This is a genomic window from Bradyrhizobium sp. WD16, from assembly GCF_024181725.1.
Taxonomy (GTDB): Bacteria; Pseudomonadota; Alphaproteobacteria; order Rhizobiales; family Xanthobacteraceae; genus Bradyrhizobium_A.
Window position 1 is genome coordinate 4,590,717 of record NZ_CP028908.1, and the last position, 22,217, is coordinate 4,612,933.

Here is a 22,217-nt window from a genome sequence, read left to right on the forward strand (position 1 = left end):
GATCTGCAATGAATGGATGCCGGAACATCGAGCGGCTCTATCTGCCGGCCGCAACCGGTCATCTCAGCTCGTTCGCGTCGCACGCATGACTTCGTCGATGGTGGTGTCGCCGTGCAGGACCTTTGTCATTCCGCATTCATACATGCTTTGCATTCCGGCCGCTCGTGCGGCGGCCTCGATCTCCGAATCCGGTGCGCGGGAGAGGATCAGCCGCCGGATGTCGGAATCGATAATCAGGATTTCAGCGATGGTCGAACGGCCGATAAAGCCCGAGCCTGCGCATTGATCGCAGCCGGCCTTTTCGCGCATATCGGGATCGTCAGGTAGCCGCAAGCCCGGGGCTCCGCGCGCTATCTCGCCAATCCAGCTCATGCGCTCGGGATGGGGGCTGGAGCAATGCGGACACAGTCGGCGGACAAGCCGCTGCGCCACGACGGCCCGCAGGGTGGACGCGAGTAGATAGTTCTCGATCCCCATGTCGATCAATCGGGTGACGCTGGCGGCCGCGCTGTTCGTATGCAGGGTCGAAAGCACCAGATGGCCGGTCAACGACGCCTGAATTGCGATCCGGGCGGTCTCGAGATCGCGGATTTCGCCAATCATGACGATGTCCGGATCCTGGCGAAGGATCGATCGGAGGGCGGCGGGAAAGGTCAGGCCGATGCCGGCGTGGACCTGGACCTGATTGATCCCTTGAAGCTGGTATTCAATGGGATCCTCCACGGTGAAGAGCTTGCGTTCGGGAGTGTTGAGGCCCGTCATGGCGGTATAGAGCGTCGTGGTCTTGCCGCTGCCGGTGGGGCCAGTAACCAGCACGATGCCGTCGGGCTCCTTCAGAAATGCGTCGAACGTCTTGATCTGATCCGGATCGAACCCGAGCGCGGTGAAATCAAGCTTCACTCGCGAGCGGTCGAGAATGCGCATGACCACGTTTTCGCCGAAAGCCGTCGGAAGAGTCGAGACGCGAAAGTCGATGTCGATCCCGCGCAGTGCGATCTTGGTTCGGCCGTCCTGGGGAAGGCGGCGCTCGGCGATATCAAGGCGTGACATGATCTTGATGCGAGACGTAACCGCTGCCCGCATGGCAGGATCGAGCCGTCGCGCCGTATGCAGCACCCCGTCGATCCTGAACCGGACCAGGAGCGAGTCGACGGCGGGTTCGAGGTGGATATCGGAGGCGCGGGCCTCGACGGCCTCGGCGACGATCTCGTTCACGAGGCGGATCGTCGGCGCCTCGCTGGCGAGGTCGCGCAGCCTCTGGATATCGACGTCCGCTACTCGCGCCTCGTCGATGGCGGCAGAGAGGTGATGATCAGGATCTCCACGCCCGTACAGATTGTCGAACACGCGCTCGAAGAGGGCGGGCGTGAACAGCAGGACCGAGATCGGCAGGCCTACGAGGTAGGAAATGGCACGGCAGGGGTCTTGATCGAAGGGATCGATGACCCCAAGCGTTAGCCCGGCGTCGGCGCGGGCGAGTGGAATGAGCCGGTTTCGGCGGCAAAAGTCGGCGCCGACGAGATCCAGCATGATCGGCTCGACAGGAATGTCGGTTGGCTCGACGAGATTGATTTGCAGAAAGGTCGCGAGCGCGGTTGTCAGGTCCGCTTCGGCCATCAGGCCAAGCTTGATCAGGACGCGATCAAAGCGCTCCCCGGTTGCGGTTGCCCGCCTCGCCCGGACCAGAGTTGCCTCATCGATCAGCTTGGAGGTGCGCAGGAATTCGCCGAATCCGTGGGCGAGCGTGTCCTCAGCGGCGACGACGTCGCCGAGAGGCGAGCGGGGCAGCCCGGGAGGGCGCGGAGCGGGCGGTAGGCTGATTTGAACCATCAAGATCCCTGCGCTCCATCAGCCGATTGCGGCGGCGAGCCAGCAAGCGAGGACGCCGGTCGAGAGAAACGGCCCGAACGGGATCATCTCGCTGACCGGCTGCCGCAGACGGCGGCCGAGCAGCACGAACAGCAGGGCAGAAAGCGAGGCGATCAGCAGCATCAACGGCACCTGCTGCCAGCCGATCCACAGACCAGCTGCGAATCCAAGTTTCAGGTCGCCGCGGCCGAGCCCCGCCCGACCACGCAGGCGCCGATAAACCTCGCCGGCGGCGAACAGGATGCCTCCGCACAGCAGGGCACCGACGGCCGCATCGGTCGGCGCGGGGCGTCCGATGGCCAGCGACTGGGCAATGCCGCCGACCGCCAGCGCAAGGTTCAGGCGGTCCGGAAGGATAAAGCGCCGCAGATCGGCACACGACAGAGAGGTCAGCAACATGGCCAACAGACAGCCGAAGCCGGCAGCACTGATCGGTACGGCGGACAGGAGCACGGCAAGAACAACCTGACGGTGATGGTGTGGTTTTCACATTAACATGTGGCCTGCCAGCTCGAAGCCTCAGGTGAGCGAGGTCGCAGGATCATCTGTGGAAAACCAATCCGTGTGGACCTGTAAGCCTCGCGGCTTCGCGTCATGATTGCTCGCCATCGCTACAGCGTTTTCCCGCGAAGTGGATCCCGGTTCGCGCGAAGAAAACGCATCAAAACCAAAACCTGGAGCCTCCGCTCCGATTCCATCGGAGTGGAGAAGGCTCTAGTGTGGTTTTGGATCTGACGCTCGTTTGAAGAACTCGCTCCAATGCCGAAACGAGCGTCAGATCCACCACACTAGATGGGGCGGTTAGCGGAGCGAAGGTCTCGCAATTCCCATGCGGTCGTCACGCCGCGACAGTTGGCGGTCAATCGGAAAGTGCCCTCCGGCTTTCGATGCAACTATTGCGGGCAAGAATTGCGCGGATACAATTGTGTAAAATCTTGTAGCAAATGTGTTCGGTGTTGATGGTAAAAATCGCACCACTCAACGGGTGATTTGATTCGCAATCGATTTGAATGGGGCGATTGATGGCGGGGGCTTTGGGTTTGGTGCGTGGCGCGTGGGTGAAGGGGATCTCGCTTGCAGCCTTTGGATCGGTATTGCTGCATCCCATGGCTGTCCGGGCGGAGCCGATGTCCGTTCCGGGGAAATTCGCTGTAAGCGCTTCCGGCGCGGCGACCTACAGCATTCCGATCTCCCTGCCGCCTGGCAGCGCCGGCATGGAGCCGTCGCTTAAGCTCGAATACAATAATCAATCCGGCAATGGCTTGCTCGGTGTGGGTTGGTCGCTGGCGGGGCTGCCCTCGATCCTGCGTTGTTCGCGGACGGTTGCCCAGGATGGGGTGGTCGGGGGCGTGAAGTTCGACGCGAACGATCGCTTTTGCCTTGAGGGGCAGCGCCTGATCGTCGTGAGCGGTACCTACGGTGCCGACGGGGCCGAATATCGCACGGAGATCGATACCTATTCGCGGATCGTCTCGCACGGCTCTGCCGGCGCAGGGCCTGCTTGGTTCGAGGTCCGCACCAAGTCGGGGCAGGTCATGGAGTTCGGCCACACGGCCGACTCGCAGATTCTGGCGCAGGGCAAGACCTCGGCGCGGGCCTGGGCAGCCAGCAAGGTGGCGGATTCCAAAGGCAATTATTTCGCCGTCCGCTACACCAACGACGCGACGAACGGGCAGTACTATCCAGTCGAGATCGATTATACGGGGAACGCTGCGGCGAGCGTGGCGCCCTACAACAAAGTGCAGTTCGTCTATGCGGCTCGGCCCGATGTGATCCCGCAGTATCAGGCGGGTTCATTGGTGCAGACCACCGTGCGCATGACGGATGTGAGGACGTTTGTGGGCGCGGCGCTAGTTGCGGATTACAAGTTCGTCTATGAGCAAAGTGGACCGGCCAGTCGCAGCCGCCTCGTCAGCGTGACTGTCTGTGAAGGCGGAGGGAGTTGCCTGCCCGCGACCACTGTAAATTGGACGAGTGCCACGGCCAGCCTTACCGCTCCGCAGCAGTGGATTGCACAGTATGTAATCAATGCAGGCTGGACAGACGACAATATCTATCCGCGGATGCTGGTCGATGTGAACGGCGACGGGCTGCCTGACGTGGTCGGCTTTGGAGGAGACGGCGTTGATGTTTCGCTTAATACAGGCACGAGCTTTGGCCCGCTGCAGAATTGGATTGCGTATTTCGTGCCGGCTGCTGGTTATCAGGACAACAATGTCAACCCCAGGATGCTGGCTGATGTGAATGGCGACGGGCTGCCGGACGTGGTCGGATTTGCAGCGACAGGCGTCTATGTCTCGCTCAATACCGGAACGAGCTTTGGCAACCCGCAGCTGTGGACTGCGTATTTCGCGACGGCTACTGGCGCTGGCCGCCATTCTGGCGGCAATGCTACTGGCTATCAGGACAACAATATCAACCCCAGAATGCTGGCTGATGTGAACGGCGACGGGCTGCCGGATGTGGTCGGGTTTGCAGATTCGGGCGTCTATGTCTCGCTCAATACCGGAACGAGCTTTGGCGCGCCGCAGCTGTGGATTGCGTATTTCGTGACGGCTGCTGGCTATCAGGACAACAATGTCAACCCCAGGATGCTGGCTGATGTGAATGGCGACGGGCTGCCGGATGTGGTCGGGTTTGCAGCGACAGGCGTCTATGTCTCGCTCAATACCGGAACGAGCTTTGGCACCCCGCAGCTGTGGATTGCACAGTATGTAATCAATGCAGGCTGGACAGACACCAATACCTATCCACGGATGCTGGTCGACGTGAATGGCGACGGGCTGCCTGACGTGGTCGGCTTTGGAGGAGATGGCGTTGATGTTTCGCTTAATACAGGCACGAGCTTTGGCCCGCTGCAGAATTGGATTGCGAATTTCGTGTCGGCTGCTGGCTATCAGGGCAACAATGTCTACCCCAGGATGCTGGCTGATGTGAATGGCGACGGGTTGCCGGATGTCGTCGGGTTTGCGGCGACGGGCGTCTATGTCTCGCTCAATACCGGAACGAGCTTTGGCACCCCGCAGCTGTGGGTTGCGTATTTCGTGAAAAATGCTGGTTTTAGCGACAGCAATACCTATCCCCGAATGTTGGCTGACCTGAATGGCGACGGGTTGCCGGATGTCGTCGGGTTTGCAGCGACGGGCGTCTATGCCTCGCTCAATGCGGGAGCGAACTTTGGCCCGCCGCCTGATATTGTGAGTTCACTATCGACCGGCCTCGGCACGAAGACGGCAATCAGTTATCTGCCTGCGACGAACAAGTCGGTGGCCACGAAGGGGACCGGCACTGCGTTTCCGCTGCTTGACCTCTCAGCGCCGGTTTTTCTGGTCTCTCAGGTCGATGCGTCGAATGGCATCGGTGGGACCTACAGCTCGCGCTACACCTATTCCGGCGGGCGCGTTGATACGCGCGGCCGCGGGTTCCTGGGATTTGCCCAGACCACCATCAAGGACCTGCAGACGGGCGTCGTCGAGGCGACAAACTATCGTCAGGACTTCCCGTTCATTGGCGTGGCGAGCTCATCGACCAGGACACTGGGCACGCAGATCCTGAGCCAGTCGGCCAGCAGCTACCAGTTCAGCAACGCCAGCGGCGGCACGACGATCAGCCCGGCCAGCGCACCGTACCGCATGTGGCTGTCGCAGAACGTCAGCAGCAGCCAGGATCTCGACGGCACGGCGCTGCCGACGGTGACCACCGGCTACCAGTACGACAGCTACGGCAATCCGACCCAGGTCTCGGCCTCGACGTCGGATGGCTTCAGCAAGACGACGGTCAACACCTATGCCAACGATACCACCAACTGGTACCTAGGGCGATTGATTGGGGCCGCTGTGACCAGCTCAACGCCGTAGCGGCATCGGCGTGTGTGTTTGCGGTGAGCTTCGAAATGCCATGGCGCTTTACCACTATGACTTCATGCCGCTGGTAGCGGCATATGCGACAGACGCCGTTTGAGGTGGTCCCGGTTGTCTGAACAGATTTTCCGCGTCGATAAGTGGAGGCTCTGCCGGGGTTAGGCCGCCGCGCGGAGCGGAGGAAGATCGAAGTAGGCTTGATCCGGGGTGCGGTCGTCAAGGCTCGAATGCGGGCGGCGGCCATTGTAAAAGTCGAGATACCGACCAATCGAGCTTCGCGCCTCGCCGACGGTCTCATAGGCTCGCAGATAGACCTCCTCGTATTTGACGCTTTTCCACAGCCTCTCAACGAACACGTTGTCCCGCCAAGCTCCTTTGCCGTCCATGCTGATGGCGATGCCGTTATCGGCGAGCACGCCGGTGAAGGCCGCGCCAGTGAACTGCGAGCCCTGGTCGGTGTTGAATATGTCCGGCTTGCCGTGACGCGCGAGAGCATCCTCCAATGTCTCGACACAGAAGGACGCCTCCATCGTAATCGACAATCGCCAGGACAGAACACGACGCGTCGCCCAATCGAGCACGGCGGCGAGATAGACGAAGCCGTGGGCCATCGGGATATAGGTGATGTCCATGGCCCAGACCTGGTTCGGTCGCGTGATCTCCATGCCGTGCAGCAGATACGGATAGATCTTGTGGCCGGGTTCAGGCTTCGTCGTGCGCGGCCGGCGATAGAGCGCCTCTATCCCCATCCGCCGCATCAGCGTCTTCACATGCCGGCGGCCGACCTTGCACCCCCGCAAGGCCAGCAGGCCTCGCAACATACGCGAACCGGCGAAGGGGTATTCCAGGTGCAGCCGATCGATCTGTTGCATGATCTCGAGGTCGGCGGGCGATACTGGGCGGGGCAGATAATAAACGCTGCCCCGGCTGATCTTCAAAACCTCTGCCTGCTTGGTGATCGACAGATCGTGCTCACGGTCGATCATCGCTTTGCGCTCAGCAATCCCGCCTTGGTGAGCGCGCCTTCTAAAAAATCGTTCTCCAGCGTCAGCTCCCCGATCTTGGCATGGAGCGACTTCACATCGATCGCGGGGATGGCCGGCGCTCCGCCTCCCGATCCGAAAACCTCAGACGCGCTGCCCTCGAGCTGCGATTTCCATGCGGTGATCTGATTGGGGTGAACGTCGAAATGCTCGGCCAGTTGGACGATCGTCCGATCGCCCTTGATGGCGGCCAGAGCCACCTTCGCCTTGAAGGCCGGTGAGTGGTTCCGGCGGGGTCGTCTCTTCATGGTCTCTCCTGTTCGCGGCGATTATCGCCGTTGTCAGGCAGAAATTCCACTTATCGTCCTGTCCAGATTTCCGGGACCAGCTCAGTTCGTGGGGCCCAGGTCGTTGCCTGAGCGGTGACGGCGCGAGCCGCCGACTCTCGCAATTGCCTACGACAGACTGGCCGCAAAGGCGGTAGGCAATTGCGAGACGCCACACTAGCGCGTCCGGTTGGCGATCGCCGAACGGAAGTGCTGGGTTCTGGCAATGCAACCTGTGAGATAAATAACGTTTGTTTGCAATTATTCTAACTGTGTCTGAATTGTGTTTGATGCAGGCGGTAAAATTGGCACACTCGGCGAGTGAGATGATTCGGGATCAGCGTAAGTGGGGAAATTGATGGCGCTGCGGGTCCGGAAAGTGCGCAACTTCCGGTTGACGGGTTACTCGATTGCGATTGTTGGCGCGATACTGCTGGGGCCGATCGCCGCTTCGGCAGAGACGATGTCTTTGCCTGGCAAGTTAGCTGTGAATTCCTGGGGCGGCGCCACCTACAGTGTTCCTATCTCGATCCCTCCGGGATCGGCCGGTGTGGTGCCGGCATTATCGCTCGAATACAGTAATCAGACGGGCAACGGCCTGTTGGGGGTGGGGTGGTCTCTTGGTGGGCTGCCAACGATTACTCGCTGTCCGCGCACCCAGGCTCAAGACGGTGTCAGAGGCGGCGTCGGCTTCGATTCCAACGATCGCTTCTGTCTTGACGGCCAGCGGCTCGTAGCCGTGAGCGGAACATATGGCGCGGACGGCGCCGAGTATCGGACCGAAATCGATAGCTATTCGCGAATTGTTTCTCACGGCACAGCCGGAACGGGGCCGGCGTGGTTCGAGGTGCGCTCCAAGTCCGGCCAGACGATGGAGTTCGGCCATACTGGGGATTCCCAGATTCTGGCACAAGGCAAGACGACGGCGCGCACTTGGGCTCTCAATAAGCTTAGTGACGCGAAAGGCAATTACCTGACGGTCAGTTATACAAACGACGCGGCCAACGGCCAATACTATCCGATCGAGATCAACTATACGGGCAATGCTGCCGCTGGCATCGCCCCGTTCAACAAGGTGCAATTCGTCTACGTGTCGCGCTCGGACGTCGTGCCTCAATACATTGGCGGCTCTGGTTTCAGGACGTCCGTTCGTTTGACGAACATCCGGAGCTACGCCGCCGGCGCGCTCGTTTACGACTATGCGCTCTCGTACGAGCAGAGCCCGTCCACGCAGCGCAGTCGCTTGACGTCGGTTCGTGCATGCGGAGGCGACGGAAGCTGTCTGCCTGCGACGTCCTTTGGTTGGCAGGGGCAGGCGACGGTGCCGGGAGCGGCAGGTTTCGCGGCGGGCTGGGGCGGCTACGCGCTGACCACAGGCGATTTCAATGGTGATGGCCGGACGGATTTGTTCGTCTGTCCGCCAAGTGCAGGTGCGACGTGCTACTTGTATTATGTGAACGGTTCGACGCTCACGCAGTCGAGCTTCACCGCGAATTGGGGCGGATACCAGGTGTTTGCTGCCGACTTCAACGGTGACGGCAGGTCGGATTTTTTCGTATGCGGTAGCGGGAGTGGCGACCCCTGCTACGTTCTTTATTCGACCGGATCCGGATTTCAGGGCGTTCAGGTCCTCAGCTGGGGTGGGAGTCAGACCGTCGTCGCCGATTACGATGGTGACGGGCGCGCCGATCTTCTGATGTGTCCGCAGTGGGATACCAACTGCTACATGTTCATTTCAAATGGGACGGGGTTCACCAACACCGCCTTCAAGGCGGGCTGGAGGGGCGCCCAGATCGTCACCGCCGATTTCAATGGCGATGGCAAAGCCGACATCTACGTTTGTCCGCAGGCGTCGGGCGCAACCTGCTACGTCTACTATGCCGATGGGGCAGGGCTGACGCTATCAAGCTTCACTGCGAACTGGGGCGGCCAGCACCTTTCGTTCGGCGATTTCAACGGCGACGGCTTGGCCGATTTCTTCATTTGCCCGCCGGCGGGCGGCACCTGTTACGTTTACTACTCGACAGGTACCAGTTTCGTCGCGGGGAGCTTTACCGCGAACTGGGGAGGCTATGTCGTTACCGCCGGCGACTTCAATAACGATACGTTGACAGATCTCATGGCCTGTCCGCCGACGAACAACGGCGATGTCTGTCACTTGTATGCGTCGACTGGGGCGTACTTCGCGCCGTCAAACTTCGCTCCGGCCTGGTATGGATATCAGATGCTGTTCGGCGATTGGGGCGGCGTCTGTGCCGCAAGCCTCCTGGTGTTCCCGCCGGGAGCTGGGACCGTCGGGCAGCAGTACATCACCAGCTTCTTGCCTGAATTGATCACGTCGGTCAGCAATGGTCTGGCGACGACAGCGATCATGTATTCGCCGCTGACGTCCTCGGACGTTTACAGCAAGGGCTCAGGGGCGACGTACCCCACCTTGGACATCAGCGGTGGTCTCAATGTCGTCAAGCGGCTCGATGCGTCGAATGGCGTGGGCGGGAACTACAGTTCGACTTACACATATGACGGCTACAAGGCTGATTTGAGCGGCCGCGGTCTGCTTGGTTTTCGCCAGATCGCGATCAAGGACCTGCAGACGGGTGTCATCGAGACGACGAACTACCGCCAGGACTTTCCGTTCGCCGGCATCGTGAGTTCGTCGAGCAAAACGCTGGGCATTCAGACGTTGAGCCAGAGCAGCAATACGTTCGCGTTCAGCAATGCCAGCGGCGGCACGACGGTCAGCCCGGCCAGCGCGCCGTACCGCGTGTGGCTGTCGCAGAACGTCAGCAGCAGCAAGGATCTCGACGGCACGACGTTGCCGACAGTGACGACCGGCTACCAATACGATGGCTATGGCAATCCGACCCAGGTCTCGGCCTCGACGTCGGACGGCTTCAGCAAGACGACGGTCAACAGCTACGTCAACGACACCGGCAACTGGTTCCTCGGGCGATTGACCGGCGCGAGCGTGACCAGCGTGGCGCCGTAGCCGCATCGCATCATCACCAGAATTATTTCCAGGCTATTGAACAGCGCGCGGGGGCGCGGGGAGCATTGATCATGGGGCAGGGTATCGTGAACAAGGCCGTAGCTGGCGCGGCAGGGGCGCTGATCCTTTGCGGCATCTTGGGGAGCGGGTCGGCCCTCGCGGCAAGCGGCTCGCGCATCTCGTCGTTCGCCTACGACGCGGCATCCGGCCTGCTGATCCAGGAGGTGATCGAGCCGAACACGCCGGCGCTGCGGCTTCAAACCGACTACACCTACGACGCCTTCGGCCACAAGACGGCGGTCGCCGTCAGCGGCGCCGACATCGCGACCCGCGGCAGCTCCAGCACCTACGATGCCAAGGGCCAGTTCGTCACGTCCAACACCAATGCGCTGGGGCAGAGCGAGACTTGGGCATACGACGCCCGGTTCGGCTTGCCGACGAGCCATACCGGCCCGAACGGCCTGACCACGACCTGGAGCTACGATTCCTTCGGCCGCAAGATCCTCGAGGTGCGGGCCGACGGCACCCAGACCAAATGGGCGTATTCCTACTGCAGCGGCGTCAACGGCGGGACCGCGACCTGCCCGACGGGGGCTGCCTATCTGCTCCAGACCACCTCGCTCGCACCGGACGGCACGACGCCCAACGCGCCGGTCGGGATCGTCTACTACGACCCGCTCGATCGCGAGGTCGCCCGCGACACCCAGGGCTTCGACGGCAGCACCGTCCGCGCCCTGAAGCAGTATGACGCGCTCGGCCGCGTCGCCCGGACCAGCCGACCTTACTTCCTCGCCGGTGGCGCGCCGCAGTGGACTACCTACACTTACGACGCCGCCGGTCGCGTCGTGAAGGTGGTCGCGCCCGACGGCAGCGTCACCCAGACGGCCTATCACGGCCTCTCGGTCACCGATACCAACGCGCTCAACCAGACGCGCACGACGGTCAAGAACAGCCAGGGCCAGGTGGTCTCGATCACCGATGCGCTCGGCAAGACCATGACCAATGCCTACGATCCGTTCGGCAACCTGGTGGCAACGACCGATGCCGTGGGCAACGTCGTGTCGGCGAGCTTCGACATCCGCGGCCGCAAGATCGGCAGTGTCGATCCGGACATGGGAAGCTGGAGCTACAGCTACAACGTGCTCGGCCAGCTCGTCGGCCAGACCGACGCCAAGGGCCAGACCGTCACCGTCGTCTACGACAAGCTGAACCGGATGGTGCGGCGGGTCGAGGCGGACATGACCAGCGTCTGGACCTACGACACCGCCACCAACGGCATCGGCAAGCTGGCCTCGGCCGGCATCACCGCCGGCCCCGGTGCCGGCTTCCAGCGCAGCTTCGGCTATGACGCGCTCGGCCGGCCGGTCCAGGTCGCGACCACCATCGACGGCGCGACCTACGCCATGGGCGCGACCTATGACGCCAATGGCCGCCTCAGCAAGGTCAGCTATCCGTCGGGCTTCACCGCGCGCTATGGCTATAACAGCCTCGGCTACGCCAACCAGCTGCTCGACGAGGTCACCTCCCAGGTGCATTGGACCGCCAATGCCATGGACGCCGAACAGCACCTGACGCAGCAGACCGCCGGCAACGGCCTCGTCACCACCCGCAGCTTCGATGCCGCCACCGGGCGGCTCACCGCCATCGGCACCGGGGCCGGCAGCGCGGTCCAGAACCTCGCCTACACCTTCGACAGGCTCGGCAACCCGCTGTCGCGCACCGACGGCAATACCAACCTGGCGGAGAGCTTCAGCTATGACGCCCTGAACCGCCTGACCTCGGCGACGGTCAGCCTCAGCCCGACACCGCTGGCGAAGACCTTCACCTATGACGCGGTCGGCAACCTGACCTCCAAGTCGGATGTCGGGAGCTACAGCTACGCGCCGCCCGGCTCGCCGCTGCCGCACGCGGTGATGAGCGTCAGCGGCGGCACGATCTCGACCACCTTCAGCTACGATCCCAACGGCAATCAGACCGGCGGGCTCAATCGCACCATCGCCTACACCTCCTACAACAAGCCGGCGAGCATCACCCAAGGGGCCAGGACCATCAGCTTCCTGGACGATGTCGACCACCAGCGCTTCAAGCAGGTGACGCCGGAAGGCACGACGCTCTACATCGCCGGCTTCGGCGTGCTCGCCGAACTGTCCGGCCCCGGCACCACGGCGGCGAAGTGGACCGACTATCTCTCGGTCGGCAATGCCAAGGTCGGCATGCGCGTGCTGCAGGCCGCCTCCGAGACGCTGAACCTCCGTTATTTCCACACCGATCATCTCGGCTCGATCTCGGTGATCACCAACGAGAGCGGGGTGGTGCAGGAGCGCCTGTCGTTCGACGCCTGGGGCAAGCGGCGCAATCCCGACGGCAGCGACGACACCGCCGGCAGCATCACCAGCCAGACCACCCGGGGCTTTACCGGACAGGAAGAGCTGTCGGTCGCCGGGCTCGTCCACCTCAACGGCCGGGTCTACGATCCGCTGCTGGCGCGGATGACCAGCCCGGATCCGACCGTCACCGATCCGAGCAATCCGCAGGGCTGGAACCGCTACTCCTATGTCGGCAACGATCCGCTCGCCTTCACCGATCCCAACGGCTTCTCGTGGCTGTCGGAGTTCTTCCACAGTGTCGCGAATTTCATCAACTCGATTCCGATCCTGCGATCGATCGTACAAATTGCAGCAACGATTTTTCTGAATGCCGTGCTTCCGGGGGCGGGCACGCTGGTGACGGCCGCTCTTGCAGCAGCGGGCGGCGCAGCGATCGCCAATGGGCTCAGCGGCGGCAATCTGGCTTCGATGCTGAAGTCGGCTGCCATTTCAGGGCTAACGGCGATGGCAATGTTCGGCGTGGGCGAGGCGACAAACGCAATCGCGGGTGTGCCGGCTGGTATGCCGCACATCACGCCGAGGGTCAGCTCGGAAGCGTTCGCGTTCAACGTCGCCGGCCACGCCGCGGTGGGCTGTGGTTCGGCCTTGGCATCAGGTGGTTCCTGCGCGTCCGGCGCGCTCTCGGGGGCCGCTGGCTCCGTTGCAACCTCCCTCACGGCGGACCTCTTTCCGATGGCGCGGACAGATCTTGGTCAGAGGGTCGGCGGAACGATCGTTACGGCTACGGCCGGCGGCCTCGGCGCGGTTGCCGGCGGTGGGAAGTTCGCGGATGGCGCCGTGACGGGGGCGTTCGGTTACCTATTCAACCAAATGGCTGCAGAGCGCTACCCCTTTCAGCAGGGCGTCGAAAGCATGGGGTTCTCTGGTCCGTATGCCAACATCCTAGGTAACTATGGAAGGGCACTTTTTGGCCTTTTGGGAATAGCTAGCGCTGGCACTGCAGCAGCCGATCTGGCACTTGCTGGGGCTGCCATGCGAACCGGCGCAACCATTCTTGTCGATAGCACGGGGGTTGCGACGATCGAAGTGAACGGCGCTAACATGTCTGTACATGCTGCTCAGCAAGCTACGCGACGAATGATCTCTCTTGAGGACATTTCGGGAGCAATGACCGAGGGAACCTCGTTCCCGTATGTGCAGAGTGGACAAGCTCAATTGGGGTACTACAATAATTCAACCAATACCTTCGTAGGGGTGGGTAGGAACATAACGACCGTCATCAACCCAAAATCCCCTGAGAATTATATTCGGAATCTTATGGGACGATAGTAATGAGGCTCAGATACGATCCTTCTGTCGATGCAGCTTACATCGAGCTGGACGAACGCGCCGACTCATCGTCTTTTGGATTCACTTACGTCTGTGATCCAATTCAAGTAGGAGGCCAGATTCACTTGGATTTCGACATCAACGGTCGCCTCGTTGGCCTCGAGGTCCTACAGGCGAGCAAGAAGCTCGCCCTTTCCCTGCTCGAAACGCCCAATACTGGTTCGCCAGGGGATGATAGTTGAGCATCGCTGATTGTGGGAATTACGGTGATGGGGTGGACGGCGCCACCCTCGGCATTTGTTGTGCCATGATGTGTCGTTGTCGAAGCGATTCATCAAGGGAGCGCCGTCCATGGAGAAGTCTACAGCAAACGGGGCCGTCGTCACACTTGGCATCGATCTCGCCAAGAATGTCTTTCAGTTGCACGGGGTCGATGCCGCCGGCAAAGTGGTTCTGCAGCGGGCCGTGAGACGCAAGGATTTGCTTGCAGTTGTGGGGCGCCTTCAGAAATGTCTGATCGGCATGGAGGCTTGCGCCACGTCGCATTTCTGGGCGCGCTGCTTCACTGAGATCGGCCACGAGGTGAGACTGATCCCGCCGGCCTATGTGAAAGCCTATGTGCGTCGGCAGAAGAACGACGCAGCCGACGCCGCGGCGATCTGCGAGGCGGTCAGCCGGCCATCGATGCGCTTCGTACCGATCAAGAGCCGTGAGCAGCAAGCGCTTCTGCTGCTGCACCGAGGTCGCGAACTGCTGGTCGGCCAGCGGGTCGGGCTGATCAACGCATTGCGCGGACACCTCGCCGAGTTCGGTGCCGTGGCTGCGCAGGGTGTGCGGCACCTGCCAGGTCTGTTGGCACTCATCGAAGATCCCGACGACCCCCGGCTGCCGGTCGCGGTGCGTGCCGCGTTGGCGCCGCTGATGATCCAGTTGCGAAGTATCGAGGCCGCCATCGCCGACTTCGATCGGCAGATTCTGACGGCTCACCGCGCCGACGCGGCGAGCCGTCGGCTGGCGACGATTCCCGGCATCGGCCCGGTCACGGCCTCGGCACTGACGGCGAGCATCACCGATCCCTCGATGTTTGCCTCGGGTCGTGACTTCGCGGCGTTTCTCGGCCTGGTCCCGAGACAGTCGTCGAGCGGCGGCAAGGAGCGGCTGGGTCGCATCTCCAAGATGGGTGATCGTTACCTGCGCAAGCTGCTGGTGGTGGGTGCCACGGCGGTGCTGCGCCATGTGAAGGACGGCGGCGCGGCATCGAAGCTGTGGGCGCAGGGATTGTTGGCGAAGAAGTCATTCAAGGTCGTTGCGGTAGCGCTTGCCAACAAGACGGCGCGCATCGTGTGGGCGCTGCTAATGCGAGGCGGGGTCTATCGGAACGAGGCGCGCACCCCCATGGCGAGGCAAGTGCAGGTCGCCTGAGGGCGGAACTGCGCGCCGCTTCGATCGAAGATCAACAGAGTTTGGCGGAAGGTGCTGCGAATTGATGCGACCGGGTCGAGCCGGTGATCAGGACACCCCGATGTTACTGTCGGCGCCATCGAAGCGCGATACGGTGATAGGGACCAGATCAGCGGACAACATCAGGGCCAGCAGGCAAGTGTCCTGCATCAACAGGCCGGACACATGACCGCACCCGACTACGCCGCATCGGTATCGTCGTTTCCTCTTGCCAAAACGGCGCCGTCCACACATGACAGGTGCGCCGGGAGACTGGCGAGGAGCAGGTGGTGCAAAGTTACGGTGACACTGCACCAAATAGATTAGCCAAGGCTCTCAGGCATGGCCGTCAGGCCAGCGGTGCCGTCATGCTCAGGGCGTCCGGGGTGGGTGTTGGTGACGGTGTCGACCGCCAGGGGACCAGCCATACTCACGACGCCGCAAGTCGGCAATTACGGCGACAGTGCACTAAATAGATTAGCAGAGCTTCCAGCCATGGCCCGTCTGGCCGGCGGCGCCGTCATGCTCAGGGCGACTGGGGCGGGTGTGGGTGATGGTGTCGACCGCCAGGGGACCAGCCATACTCACGACGCCGCAAGTCGCGTTGCGAAGGTGGCCGAGCGATCCATGGCGCGGCCTCTGACGCCGGTGGCCGCCTCGGCAAAGTGAGCTATCCGCCGATTTACCGCGAACTCTGGCTCCAATGTAAGCATCCGGCGAAGTCTTCGCCGGACGCTTACCACAAGCCCGTGGATCTCGCCGTATGACGGCGGCGCGGGCCTGACGGCCATGGCTGAGAGTCTTGGTTAATCTATTTGGTGGAGTGTCACCGTAACTTCCATCAGCTACAAACATCAAGGTGCCGCAATGACGGGCTCAATTGTCGACCAGTTGTCCCAGTGGCTTGGGACTAGGCGTACGAATCTGGTTCAATCCGGCATCGAAATTACCGATCGATTGCCGCAGCTGTCCTCGAACGTTCCTTGGAAGGGCACCATTGGGCTGGCTAAGGACGATATTTTTGTCAGCTTTACGGTGTGGGAGCGCACCGCGTATCAGTCAGAGTTGATCATCGTTGATGGCCAATCGGGAAAAACTCTACGATCCGACGACGCAACCCCGCAGCGACCAGAGGAAATCGAAGCTGTACTAGATTCTGTTGTAAATGATCTTGTTGCGGGAATTTATCGGCGTGTTTAGCCGAAGGAGTTACGGTGACGCTGCACCAAATAGATTAGCCGAGCTTCCAGCCATGGCCGTCAGGCCGGCGGCGCCGTCACGCTCAGGGCGTCTGGGGCGGGTGTGGGTGACGGTGTCGACCGCCGGGGGACCAGCCATACTCACGACGCCGCAAGTCGTGTTGCGAAGGTGGCCGAGCGATCCATGGCACGACCTCTGACGCCGATGGCCGCCTCGGCAAGGTGAGCTATCCGAGTTACGGTGACACTGCACCAAATAGATTAGCCAAGGCTCTCAGCCATGGCCGTCATGCTCAGGGCGTCCGGGGTGGGTGTTGGTGACGGTGTCGACCGCCGGGGGACCAGCCATACTCACGACGCCGCAAGTCGTGTTGCGAAGGTGGCCGAGCGATCCATGGCGCGACCTCTGACGCCGATGGCCGCCTCGGCAAGGTGAGCTATCCGCCGGGCTTCACCGCGCGCTACGGCTATAACAGCCTCGGCTACGCCAGCCTGTTGCTCGACGACGTCGCCACCCGGTGGTGCCGCCGGTTCCCATCGGCTTTCAACTCCTACCCGATCGCCATCAGGCTCGCATTGCCGCCCGCCGCGGCGGTGTTGATCGAGGTCGAAACCTCTTCCAGAAGCCAATGAACGCTGTATGCATCCGGGTTGCGCGCGATTTCATCCGCCGAAGCGGCCTGAACGAGCACGATGGGTCCCGGCATCGCGGCAATCCGCTTGCAGAGCGATCGGACGCGCTCGGCCGCTCCCTCGACCAAAGCCCCCGCAAACGGACCGTCGGCGACCCAGTCGGTCGACCAGGACATGCGGCCGGCCAGGCCCGGCGGCAGCCCGACCAGCGCGGTCCGCAGCCCCGAGGCGGCATCAATCACGGCGCGGTTGCCGGTGGCGAGCACGGCGCCAAGCTGACGATAGAGCCCGTTCGCCGTCTCGGGGGCGAGAAGGATGGAGCCCCGCGGACGCAGCGCGTAGATGTTGCGTTCACCGACGGGGCCGGCAAGCTCGACCTCATGCCCGAGCGCCGATCGCCGGCCGAAGTGACGGGCGGCGTCGGCGGCGGCGTGAGCCCCCTTGGCGTCCAGCCACGTCACCAGATCGAGCAGCGCGGGGTCGGCCTTTGCCGAGCGGTGCCGCAGCGCCATCGGGGAGGGCGTGACAAGTCGAGCCAGATATTGCGGCCCGCCGGCCTTGGGACCGGTGCCCGAGAGCCCGCGGCCGCCGAATGGCTGGACGCCGACGACGGCGCCGATGACATTGCGATTGACGTAGATGTTTCCCGCCTTGATGCGATCCGTGACCCGCGCGATCGTTTCGTCGAGGCGCGTATGCAGACCAAACGTGAGGCCATAGCCCGTCGCATTGATCTCCTCGATCAGGCGGTCGAGATCTTCACGGCGATATCTCAGGACGTGAAGTACGGGCCCGAAGATTTCCCGTTCGAGATCCGAAAGCGTCTTCAGCTCGATAATTGTTGGAGATACGAAGGTGCCATCGGCGTCGTCATCGCTCCGGCCGATCTGCTCGACCCGGCAGCCGAGGTCACGCATCCTCTCGACATGCTGTGCTATGGCGTCCCTTGCTTCCAGGGTGATGACCGGACCGACGTCGACCGCCAAAACATCCGTGCGCCCGATCTTCAGCTCACGCATCGCGCCCTTCAGCATGGTCAGGATCCGGTCCGCTACGTCCTCCTGCAGACAGAGAACGCGGAGCGCCGAACATCGTTGGCCGGCGCTGTCGAAGGCCGATGCAATGACGTCACCGACGACCTGCTCGGCAAGCGCGGAGGAATCGACAATCATCGCGTTCTGCCCGCCGGTCTCGGCGATCAGCGGAATCGGCCTATCCTCCGGCGACAGCCGGTTCGCCAGCTGTGACTGGATAAGGCGAGCGACCTCGCTCGAGCCGGTAAACATCACGGCGGAGATCTCCGGCGCGGCGACCAGAGCCGCGCCGATCCGGCCGTCGCCCGGCAACAGCTGGAGGACGTCAACGGGGATGCCCGCATCGTGCAACATGCGCACTCCCTCGGCTGCGATCAGGGGCGTTTCTTCGGCAGGTTTCGCCAACACCGGATTGCCTGTGACGAGCGCCGCGGCAATCTGGCCGATGAAGATCGCGAGCGGGAAATTCCATGGGCTGATGCAGGCGACCGGACCGAGTGGTTGATGCGTGGGATCCAGCGTGCGGCACGCTTCCGCCGCATAATAGCGCAGGAAATCAATTGCCTCGCGGACTTCCGCGATGGCGTTCGGCAGCGACTTTCCGGCCTCGCGCGAAATCAGGCCGAGTAGCGTCGACATTCGACCTTGCATGGCATCGGCCGCCCGGGTGAGGCATTCGGCGCGTTCTGCCGGGGGCAGGGAAGCCCAGCTCGCAGCCGCAGCGGAAGCCAGCCTGACCGCCCGCAGCACGTCGCCGTCCGACGCGTCCGTCACCCAGCCGACGATGTCGCGGCGATCTCCCGGATTGCGGACCGGACGTGCCTGAGCGCTCGCCTCGCGACCCGCGGGGCGCGGTGCCGCCCGCCATGCGATGGCGGTGCTCGCCCGCAAGGCGCGCGCGAGAGATGCGAGCACGATCTCATCGGTGAGATCGAGGCCCGAGGAATTCACTCGCTCGCGTCCAAAGAGCTCGGCGGGAAGCTTGATCCTGCCGTGCGGCGCGCCGACCGTCGACATCGCCGCGACCGACCGGGCGGGATCATTCACGAGTTCATCGACCGATACGGTCGGATCGGAGATGCGGTTGACGAACGAGGAGTTCGCGCCATTCTCGAGCAGGCGCCGGACGAGATATGCGAGCAGGGTCTCGTGGGTGCCGACCGGAGCATAGATGCGAACAGGCCGATCGAGCCTCGCTGCGCCGACGACCTCCTCGTAGAGCGGCTCGCCCATGCCGTGGAGGCACTGGAACTCATATTGCCCCGGCTGAAAGTCCTGCCCCGCCATATGGTAGATGGTCGCGAGCGTCTGCGCGTTGTGTGTCGCAAATTGCGGGAAGATGACGTCGGTCGCGGCGAGCAATTTCCTCGCGCAGGCGATGTAACAGACATCCGTATAGGCCTTGCGGGTGTAGACGGGGAAACCGTTCAGCCCGTCGACCTGGGCGCGCTTGATCTCGGCGTCCCAATAGGCGCCCTTGACGAGGCGGACCATGATGCGGCGGCCGGCGCGATGGGCAAGATCGATGATGTAGTCGAGCACGAATGGGCAGCGCTTGCCATAGGCCTGCACGACGAACCCAAGTCCATGCCAACCGCCGAGATCCGCATCCAGGCAAAGGTCCTCGAGAAGATCGAGCGACAATTCGAGCCGATCCGCTTCCTCGGCGTCGATATTGAGGCCGATGTCAAATCGTTTCGCCAGGAGCGCCAGCGCCTTCACCCGGGGCAGGAGTTCGGCCATGACGCGCGCGGACTGGGCGCGGGAGTAACGTGGATGAAGCGCCGAAAGCTTGATCGAGATGCCCGGGCCTTGGTAGATGCCGCGGCCGGCGGATGCCGTTCCAATCGCGTGGATCGCGTGTTCGTAGTCGTTGTAGTAGCGCTCGGCGTCGGCGGCGGTCAGTGCCGCCTCGCCAAGCATATCGTAGGAGTAGCGGAAGCCGTGCTGCTCCAGACGATTTGAGTGGCGGAGCGCCGCCTCGATGGTCTCGCCCCGGACGAATTGCTCCCCCATCATCCGCATCGCCATGTCGACGCCGCGGCGGATGACCGGCTCGCCACAGCGCGCGATCAGGCGGGCCAGTGCCGAACCGAGACGGTGGTCGTCGTTGACCGGTGAGGTCAATCGACCGGTGATGACCAGTCCCCAGGTGGCGGCGTTGATGAAGAGCGACCGTTCGCCGCCGAGATGCGATTTCCAGTCGCCGGCGGCGATCTTGTCACGGATCAGCGCATCGCGAGTGGCGGTGTCGGGGATCCGCAGCAGCGCCTCGGCGAGGCACATCAGAGCGACACCTTCCTGGCTCGACAACGCGTATTCCTGAACGAGCGCCTCGACGCCCGAGCGCGTCTGTTTGGCGCGCAGCGTTTCGATCAGTCGTCTTGCGGTCTCTGCCACCGCCGAGCGGACTTCGGTCGAGAGTGTTGCGGCCTCGACCAGTGGGGGCAGGCATTCGGTTTCCGGACGGCGGTAGGCCGCCGTGATCGCCTGACGCAATGCGCTCTGCGGACGGATCGCGGGAGCGAAATCTGAAAAGACCGGGCGCGGCGCTGTCGCGGGATCGCGTTGCGCATGAGATGTGATGTCGGAGTGGGACATTGTCGCGGCCTCAAGCTGGCGCCCATTTGCCTCGCGCCGCCATTCGATGGTCAAGACATAGCATCGCGGGCAGGGACGATCAGACTTGTTTTGTGCAGAAGGGCGATTAGATTGCCTTTCTTTTCCCGAAAAATCGGTCGGATGTCGTGGCAAAAACGCATATTAGTAGTGAAATCGACCAGTTCGACTGGAGGATTCTGGAGGCGCTGACCCATGATGGCCGGATGTCGGTCACCGACCTCGCCAGGCAGGTCGGGCTATCGAAAACCCCATGCCAGGTGCGCCTGAAGCGCCTGATGGACGAGGGATATATCGTCGGCTTCAGGGCGGTGCTCGATCCGCGGCGGCTTGGCCTGGATCACATCGCCTTCGCGGAAGTGCGGCTTTCGGACACAAGGGAGAAAGCGCTCAACGAGTTCAACTCAGCGGTCATGAAGATCAAGGAGGTGGAGGAGTGCCACATGATCGCGGGCTCGTTTGACTACCTGCTCAAGATTCGGACCGCGGACATCAAAAAGTATCGGCAGGTGCTGGGCGAGAAGATCTCGAGCCTTCCGCATGTCTCGAACACCTCGACTTTCGTCGTCATGCAGTCGGTGAAAGACAGCGGCGTATAGCGACGATCGGACGCGGCGCCGCGGCCATCGACGGGGGTATTCCTCGACCGCTGCATTCTGATCTCGAATTTGTCGCCACATTGTTAGGCGCGATGGCCCACACAATAAGCGCCGTCCAGACTTGACTAGGGAAGTGGCATATGAGCGATTGTCAACAATCGATCAGTGATCATCGGCTGGACGGCGTCATGACGGAATTTCCTTTGAGCCGGGGAGGCGGGCGCAGCTCCGGCCAGCTTGCGCGGGTCCCGAAATCGACCTTCCGCGCTCATATCGCCCATGGACTTCGTCAGGCGATCCTGCGCGGCGACATCGAGCCCGGGGCTCAGCTGATCGAAGCCAATCTCGCTGATCAGTTCGGTGTCAGCAGGGGGCCGCTGCGCGAGGCCATGCGCCAGTTGATCGACGAGGGACTGCTCGTGACGGTCCCGTACACCGGCACCCACGTCGTCGATCTCTCCGTCGAGGACGTTCGCGAGATCTATTCGATGCGCGTAAGCCTCGAGATATTCGCATTCGAACAGGTCTGGACGCGTCGAGACGCGACGTTCCGGGATGGCCTGGTCCGTCTTCATGAGGACCTGACCCGGTGCATCGACGCCCAGGACGACGCGGCCAGCATCTATGCCGAGCTCCAGTTGCACGGCTTCGTATACGAGGCGACCGGACACCGAATCCTTTTGAAGACCTGGGAAAGCATTCGCGGCCGTCTCCAGCTCTACTGGGCGGCCCATCACCGGGCGCATGGCCTTCGTGGTCCGAGGCGGGACGGCCACGATGACTACGTCAGAACGGCGCTCGGCGACAGCTTTGAAGCGCTGCGACAGGAAATCACCAGCCATATGGCGCGTGGCGGCAAGCAGACGGAAGCCTTTCTCGCGAGCCGCGCCCAGAGGTCCGCCGCGCGTCCGCGCCTCGTGACGGACGGCGCGCGATGACGATGCCGGAGTGCCGCGAAGGAGCGGCGTCAGCCATTCCGGCAGTCGATTGCGGCGACATCGGTGTCGCGA

At 62.5% G+C, this 22,217-nt stretch carries 12 protein-coding genes; 8 read left to right on the forward strand and 4 right to left on the reverse strand.

The genetic code is table 11. From position 1 onward, the window contains the following. Positions 1–63 precede the first annotated feature (63 nt). Together DB459_RS21295 and DB459_RS21300 are read right to left on the reverse strand one after the other, a co-directional pair. Positions 64–1,830 carry a GspE/PulE family protein gene (locus tag DB459_RS21295; protein ID WP_253707506.1) on the reverse strand — a complete coding sequence of 589 codons (1,767 nt, stop codon included), beginning with the start codon at positions 1,828–1,830 and terminating at the stop codon, positions 64–66. 18 nt (positions 1,831–1,848) lie between these two features. Then, the gene (locus tag DB459_RS21300; RefSeq protein WP_253707508.1) at positions 1,849–2,322 is read right to left on the reverse strand and encodes an A24 family peptidase; all 474 of its coding nucleotides are present in this window, start codon (positions 2,320–2,322) and stop codon (positions 1,849–1,851) included. A gap of 569 nt (positions 2,323–2,891) precedes the next feature. Here DB459_RS21300 and DB459_RS21305 point away from each other — a divergent pair. Continuing rightward, positions 2,892–5,726 carry an FG-GAP-like repeat-containing protein gene (locus tag DB459_RS21305; protein WP_253707510.1) on the forward strand — a complete coding sequence of 945 codons (2,835 nt, stop codon included), beginning with the start codon at positions 2,892–2,894 and terminating at the stop codon, positions 5,724–5,726. A 161-nt stretch (positions 5,727–5,887) separates the two neighbouring features. Here DB459_RS21305 and DB459_RS21310 read toward each other — a convergent pair. Continuing rightward, positions 5,888–7,020, reverse strand: a protein-coding gene (locus tag DB459_RS21310; RefSeq protein ID WP_253706739.1) for an IS3 family transposase whose coding sequence is annotated in 2 segments (ribosomal slippage) — positions 5,888–6,765 and positions 6,765–7,020 — 1,134 coding nt in all. Because the reading frame shifts where the segments join, the coding sequence is not laid out codon by codon here. Between the two features lie 376 nt (positions 7,021–7,396). Between DB459_RS21310 and DB459_RS21315 the strand changes: the two genes are divergently transcribed. The 5 genes from DB459_RS21315 to DB459_RS21330 all read left to right on the forward strand — a co-directional run bounded on the left by DB459_RS21315 (position 7,397) and on the right by DB459_RS21330 (position 16,323). Beyond that, entirely contained in the window at positions 7,397–10,027 is a 2,631-nt protein-coding gene (locus tag DB459_RS21315; RefSeq protein WP_253707513.1) for an FG-GAP-like repeat-containing protein, read from the forward strand. 71 nt (positions 10,028–10,098) lie between these two features. Then, positions 10,099–13,683: an RHS repeat domain-containing protein gene (locus DB459_RS21320; protein ID WP_253707515.1), complete on the forward strand. Its 3,585-nt coding sequence runs from the start codon at positions 10,099–10,101 to the stop codon at positions 13,681–13,683. 2 nt (positions 13,684–13,685) lie between these two features. Beyond that, positions 13,686–13,925, forward strand: coding sequence for a DUF2283 domain-containing protein (locus DB459_RS27635; protein WP_371926797.1), 240 nt, complete (start codon positions 13,686–13,688; stop codon positions 13,923–13,925). Between the two features lie 109 nt (positions 13,926–14,034). Beyond that, positions 14,035–15,105 (forward strand): IS110 family transposase, encoded by a 1,071-nt coding sequence (locus DB459_RS21325; RefSeq protein WP_253707517.1) that lies wholly within the window; start codon positions 14,035–14,037, stop codon positions 15,103–15,105. An 885-nt stretch (positions 15,106–15,990) separates the two neighbouring features. Next, a complete protein-coding gene (locus tag DB459_RS21330; RefSeq protein WP_253707519.1) occupies positions 15,991–16,323 on the forward strand; it encodes a hypothetical protein in 333 nt (110 codons plus the stop codon). 550 nt (positions 16,324–16,873) lie between these two features. Here DB459_RS21330 and putA read toward each other — a convergent pair. Then, the gene (putA, locus tag DB459_RS21335; RefSeq protein ID WP_253707521.1) at positions 16,874–20,590 is read right to left on the reverse strand and encodes a trifunctional transcriptional regulator/proline dehydrogenase/L-glutamate gamma-semialdehyde dehydrogenase; all 3,717 of its coding nucleotides are present in this window, start codon (positions 20,588–20,590) and stop codon (positions 16,874–16,876) included. A gap of 146 nt (positions 20,591–20,736) precedes the next feature. Here putA and DB459_RS21340 point away from each other — a divergent pair, with 146 nt between their 5' ends. Together DB459_RS21340 and DB459_RS21345 are read left to right on the forward strand one after the other, a co-directional pair. Beyond that, on the forward strand, positions 20,737–21,207 hold the full coding sequence (locus tag DB459_RS21340; RefSeq protein ID WP_256519217.1) for an Lrp/AsnC family transcriptional regulator: 471 nt from the start codon (positions 20,737–20,739) through the stop codon (positions 21,205–21,207). Positions 21,208–21,395: 188 nt separating this feature from the next. After that, positions 21,396–22,145 carry a GntR family transcriptional regulator gene (locus DB459_RS21345; RefSeq protein WP_253707523.1) on the forward strand — a complete coding sequence of 250 codons (750 nt, stop codon included), beginning with the start codon at positions 21,396–21,398 and terminating at the stop codon, positions 22,143–22,145. The last annotated feature ends 72 nt before the right edge of the window (positions 22,146–22,217 follow it).

Excerpts from the sequence above, each read along its gene's own strand:
- DB459_RS21295 (WP_253707506.1), bottom strand. The coding sequence starts at position 1,830 with ATGGTTCAAATCAGCCTACCGCCCGCTCCGCGCCCTCCCGGGCTGCCC.
- DB459_RS21305 (WP_253707510.1), top strand. The coding sequence starts at position 2,892 with ATGGCGGGGGCTTTGGGTTTGGTGCGTGGCGCGTGGGTGAAGGGGATC.
- DB459_RS21315 (WP_253707513.1), top strand. The coding sequence starts at position 7,397 with ATGGCGCTGCGGGTCCGGAAAGTGCGCAACTTCCGGTTGACGGGTTAC.
- DB459_RS21320 (WP_253707515.1), top strand. The coding sequence starts at position 10,099 with ATGGGGCAGGGTATCGTGAACAAGGCCGTAGCTGGCGCGGCAGGGGCG.
- DB459_RS27635 (WP_371926797.1), top strand. The coding sequence starts at position 13,686 with ATGAGGCTCAGATACGATCCTTCTGTCGATGCAGCTTACATCGAGCTG.
- DB459_RS21325 (WP_253707517.1), top strand. The coding sequence starts at position 14,035 with ATGGAGAAGTCTACAGCAAACGGGGCCGTCGTCACACTTGGCATCGAT.
- DB459_RS21330 (WP_253707519.1), top strand. The coding sequence starts at position 15,991 with ATGACGGGCTCAATTGTCGACCAGTTGTCCCAGTGGCTTGGGACTAGG.
- putA (WP_253707521.1), bottom strand. The coding sequence starts at position 20,590 with ATGTCCCACTCCGACATCACATCTCATGCGCAACGCGATCCCGCGACA.
- DB459_RS21345 (WP_253707523.1), top strand. The coding sequence starts at position 21,396 with ATGACGGAATTTCCTTTGAGCCGGGGAGGCGGGCGCAGCTCCGGCCAG.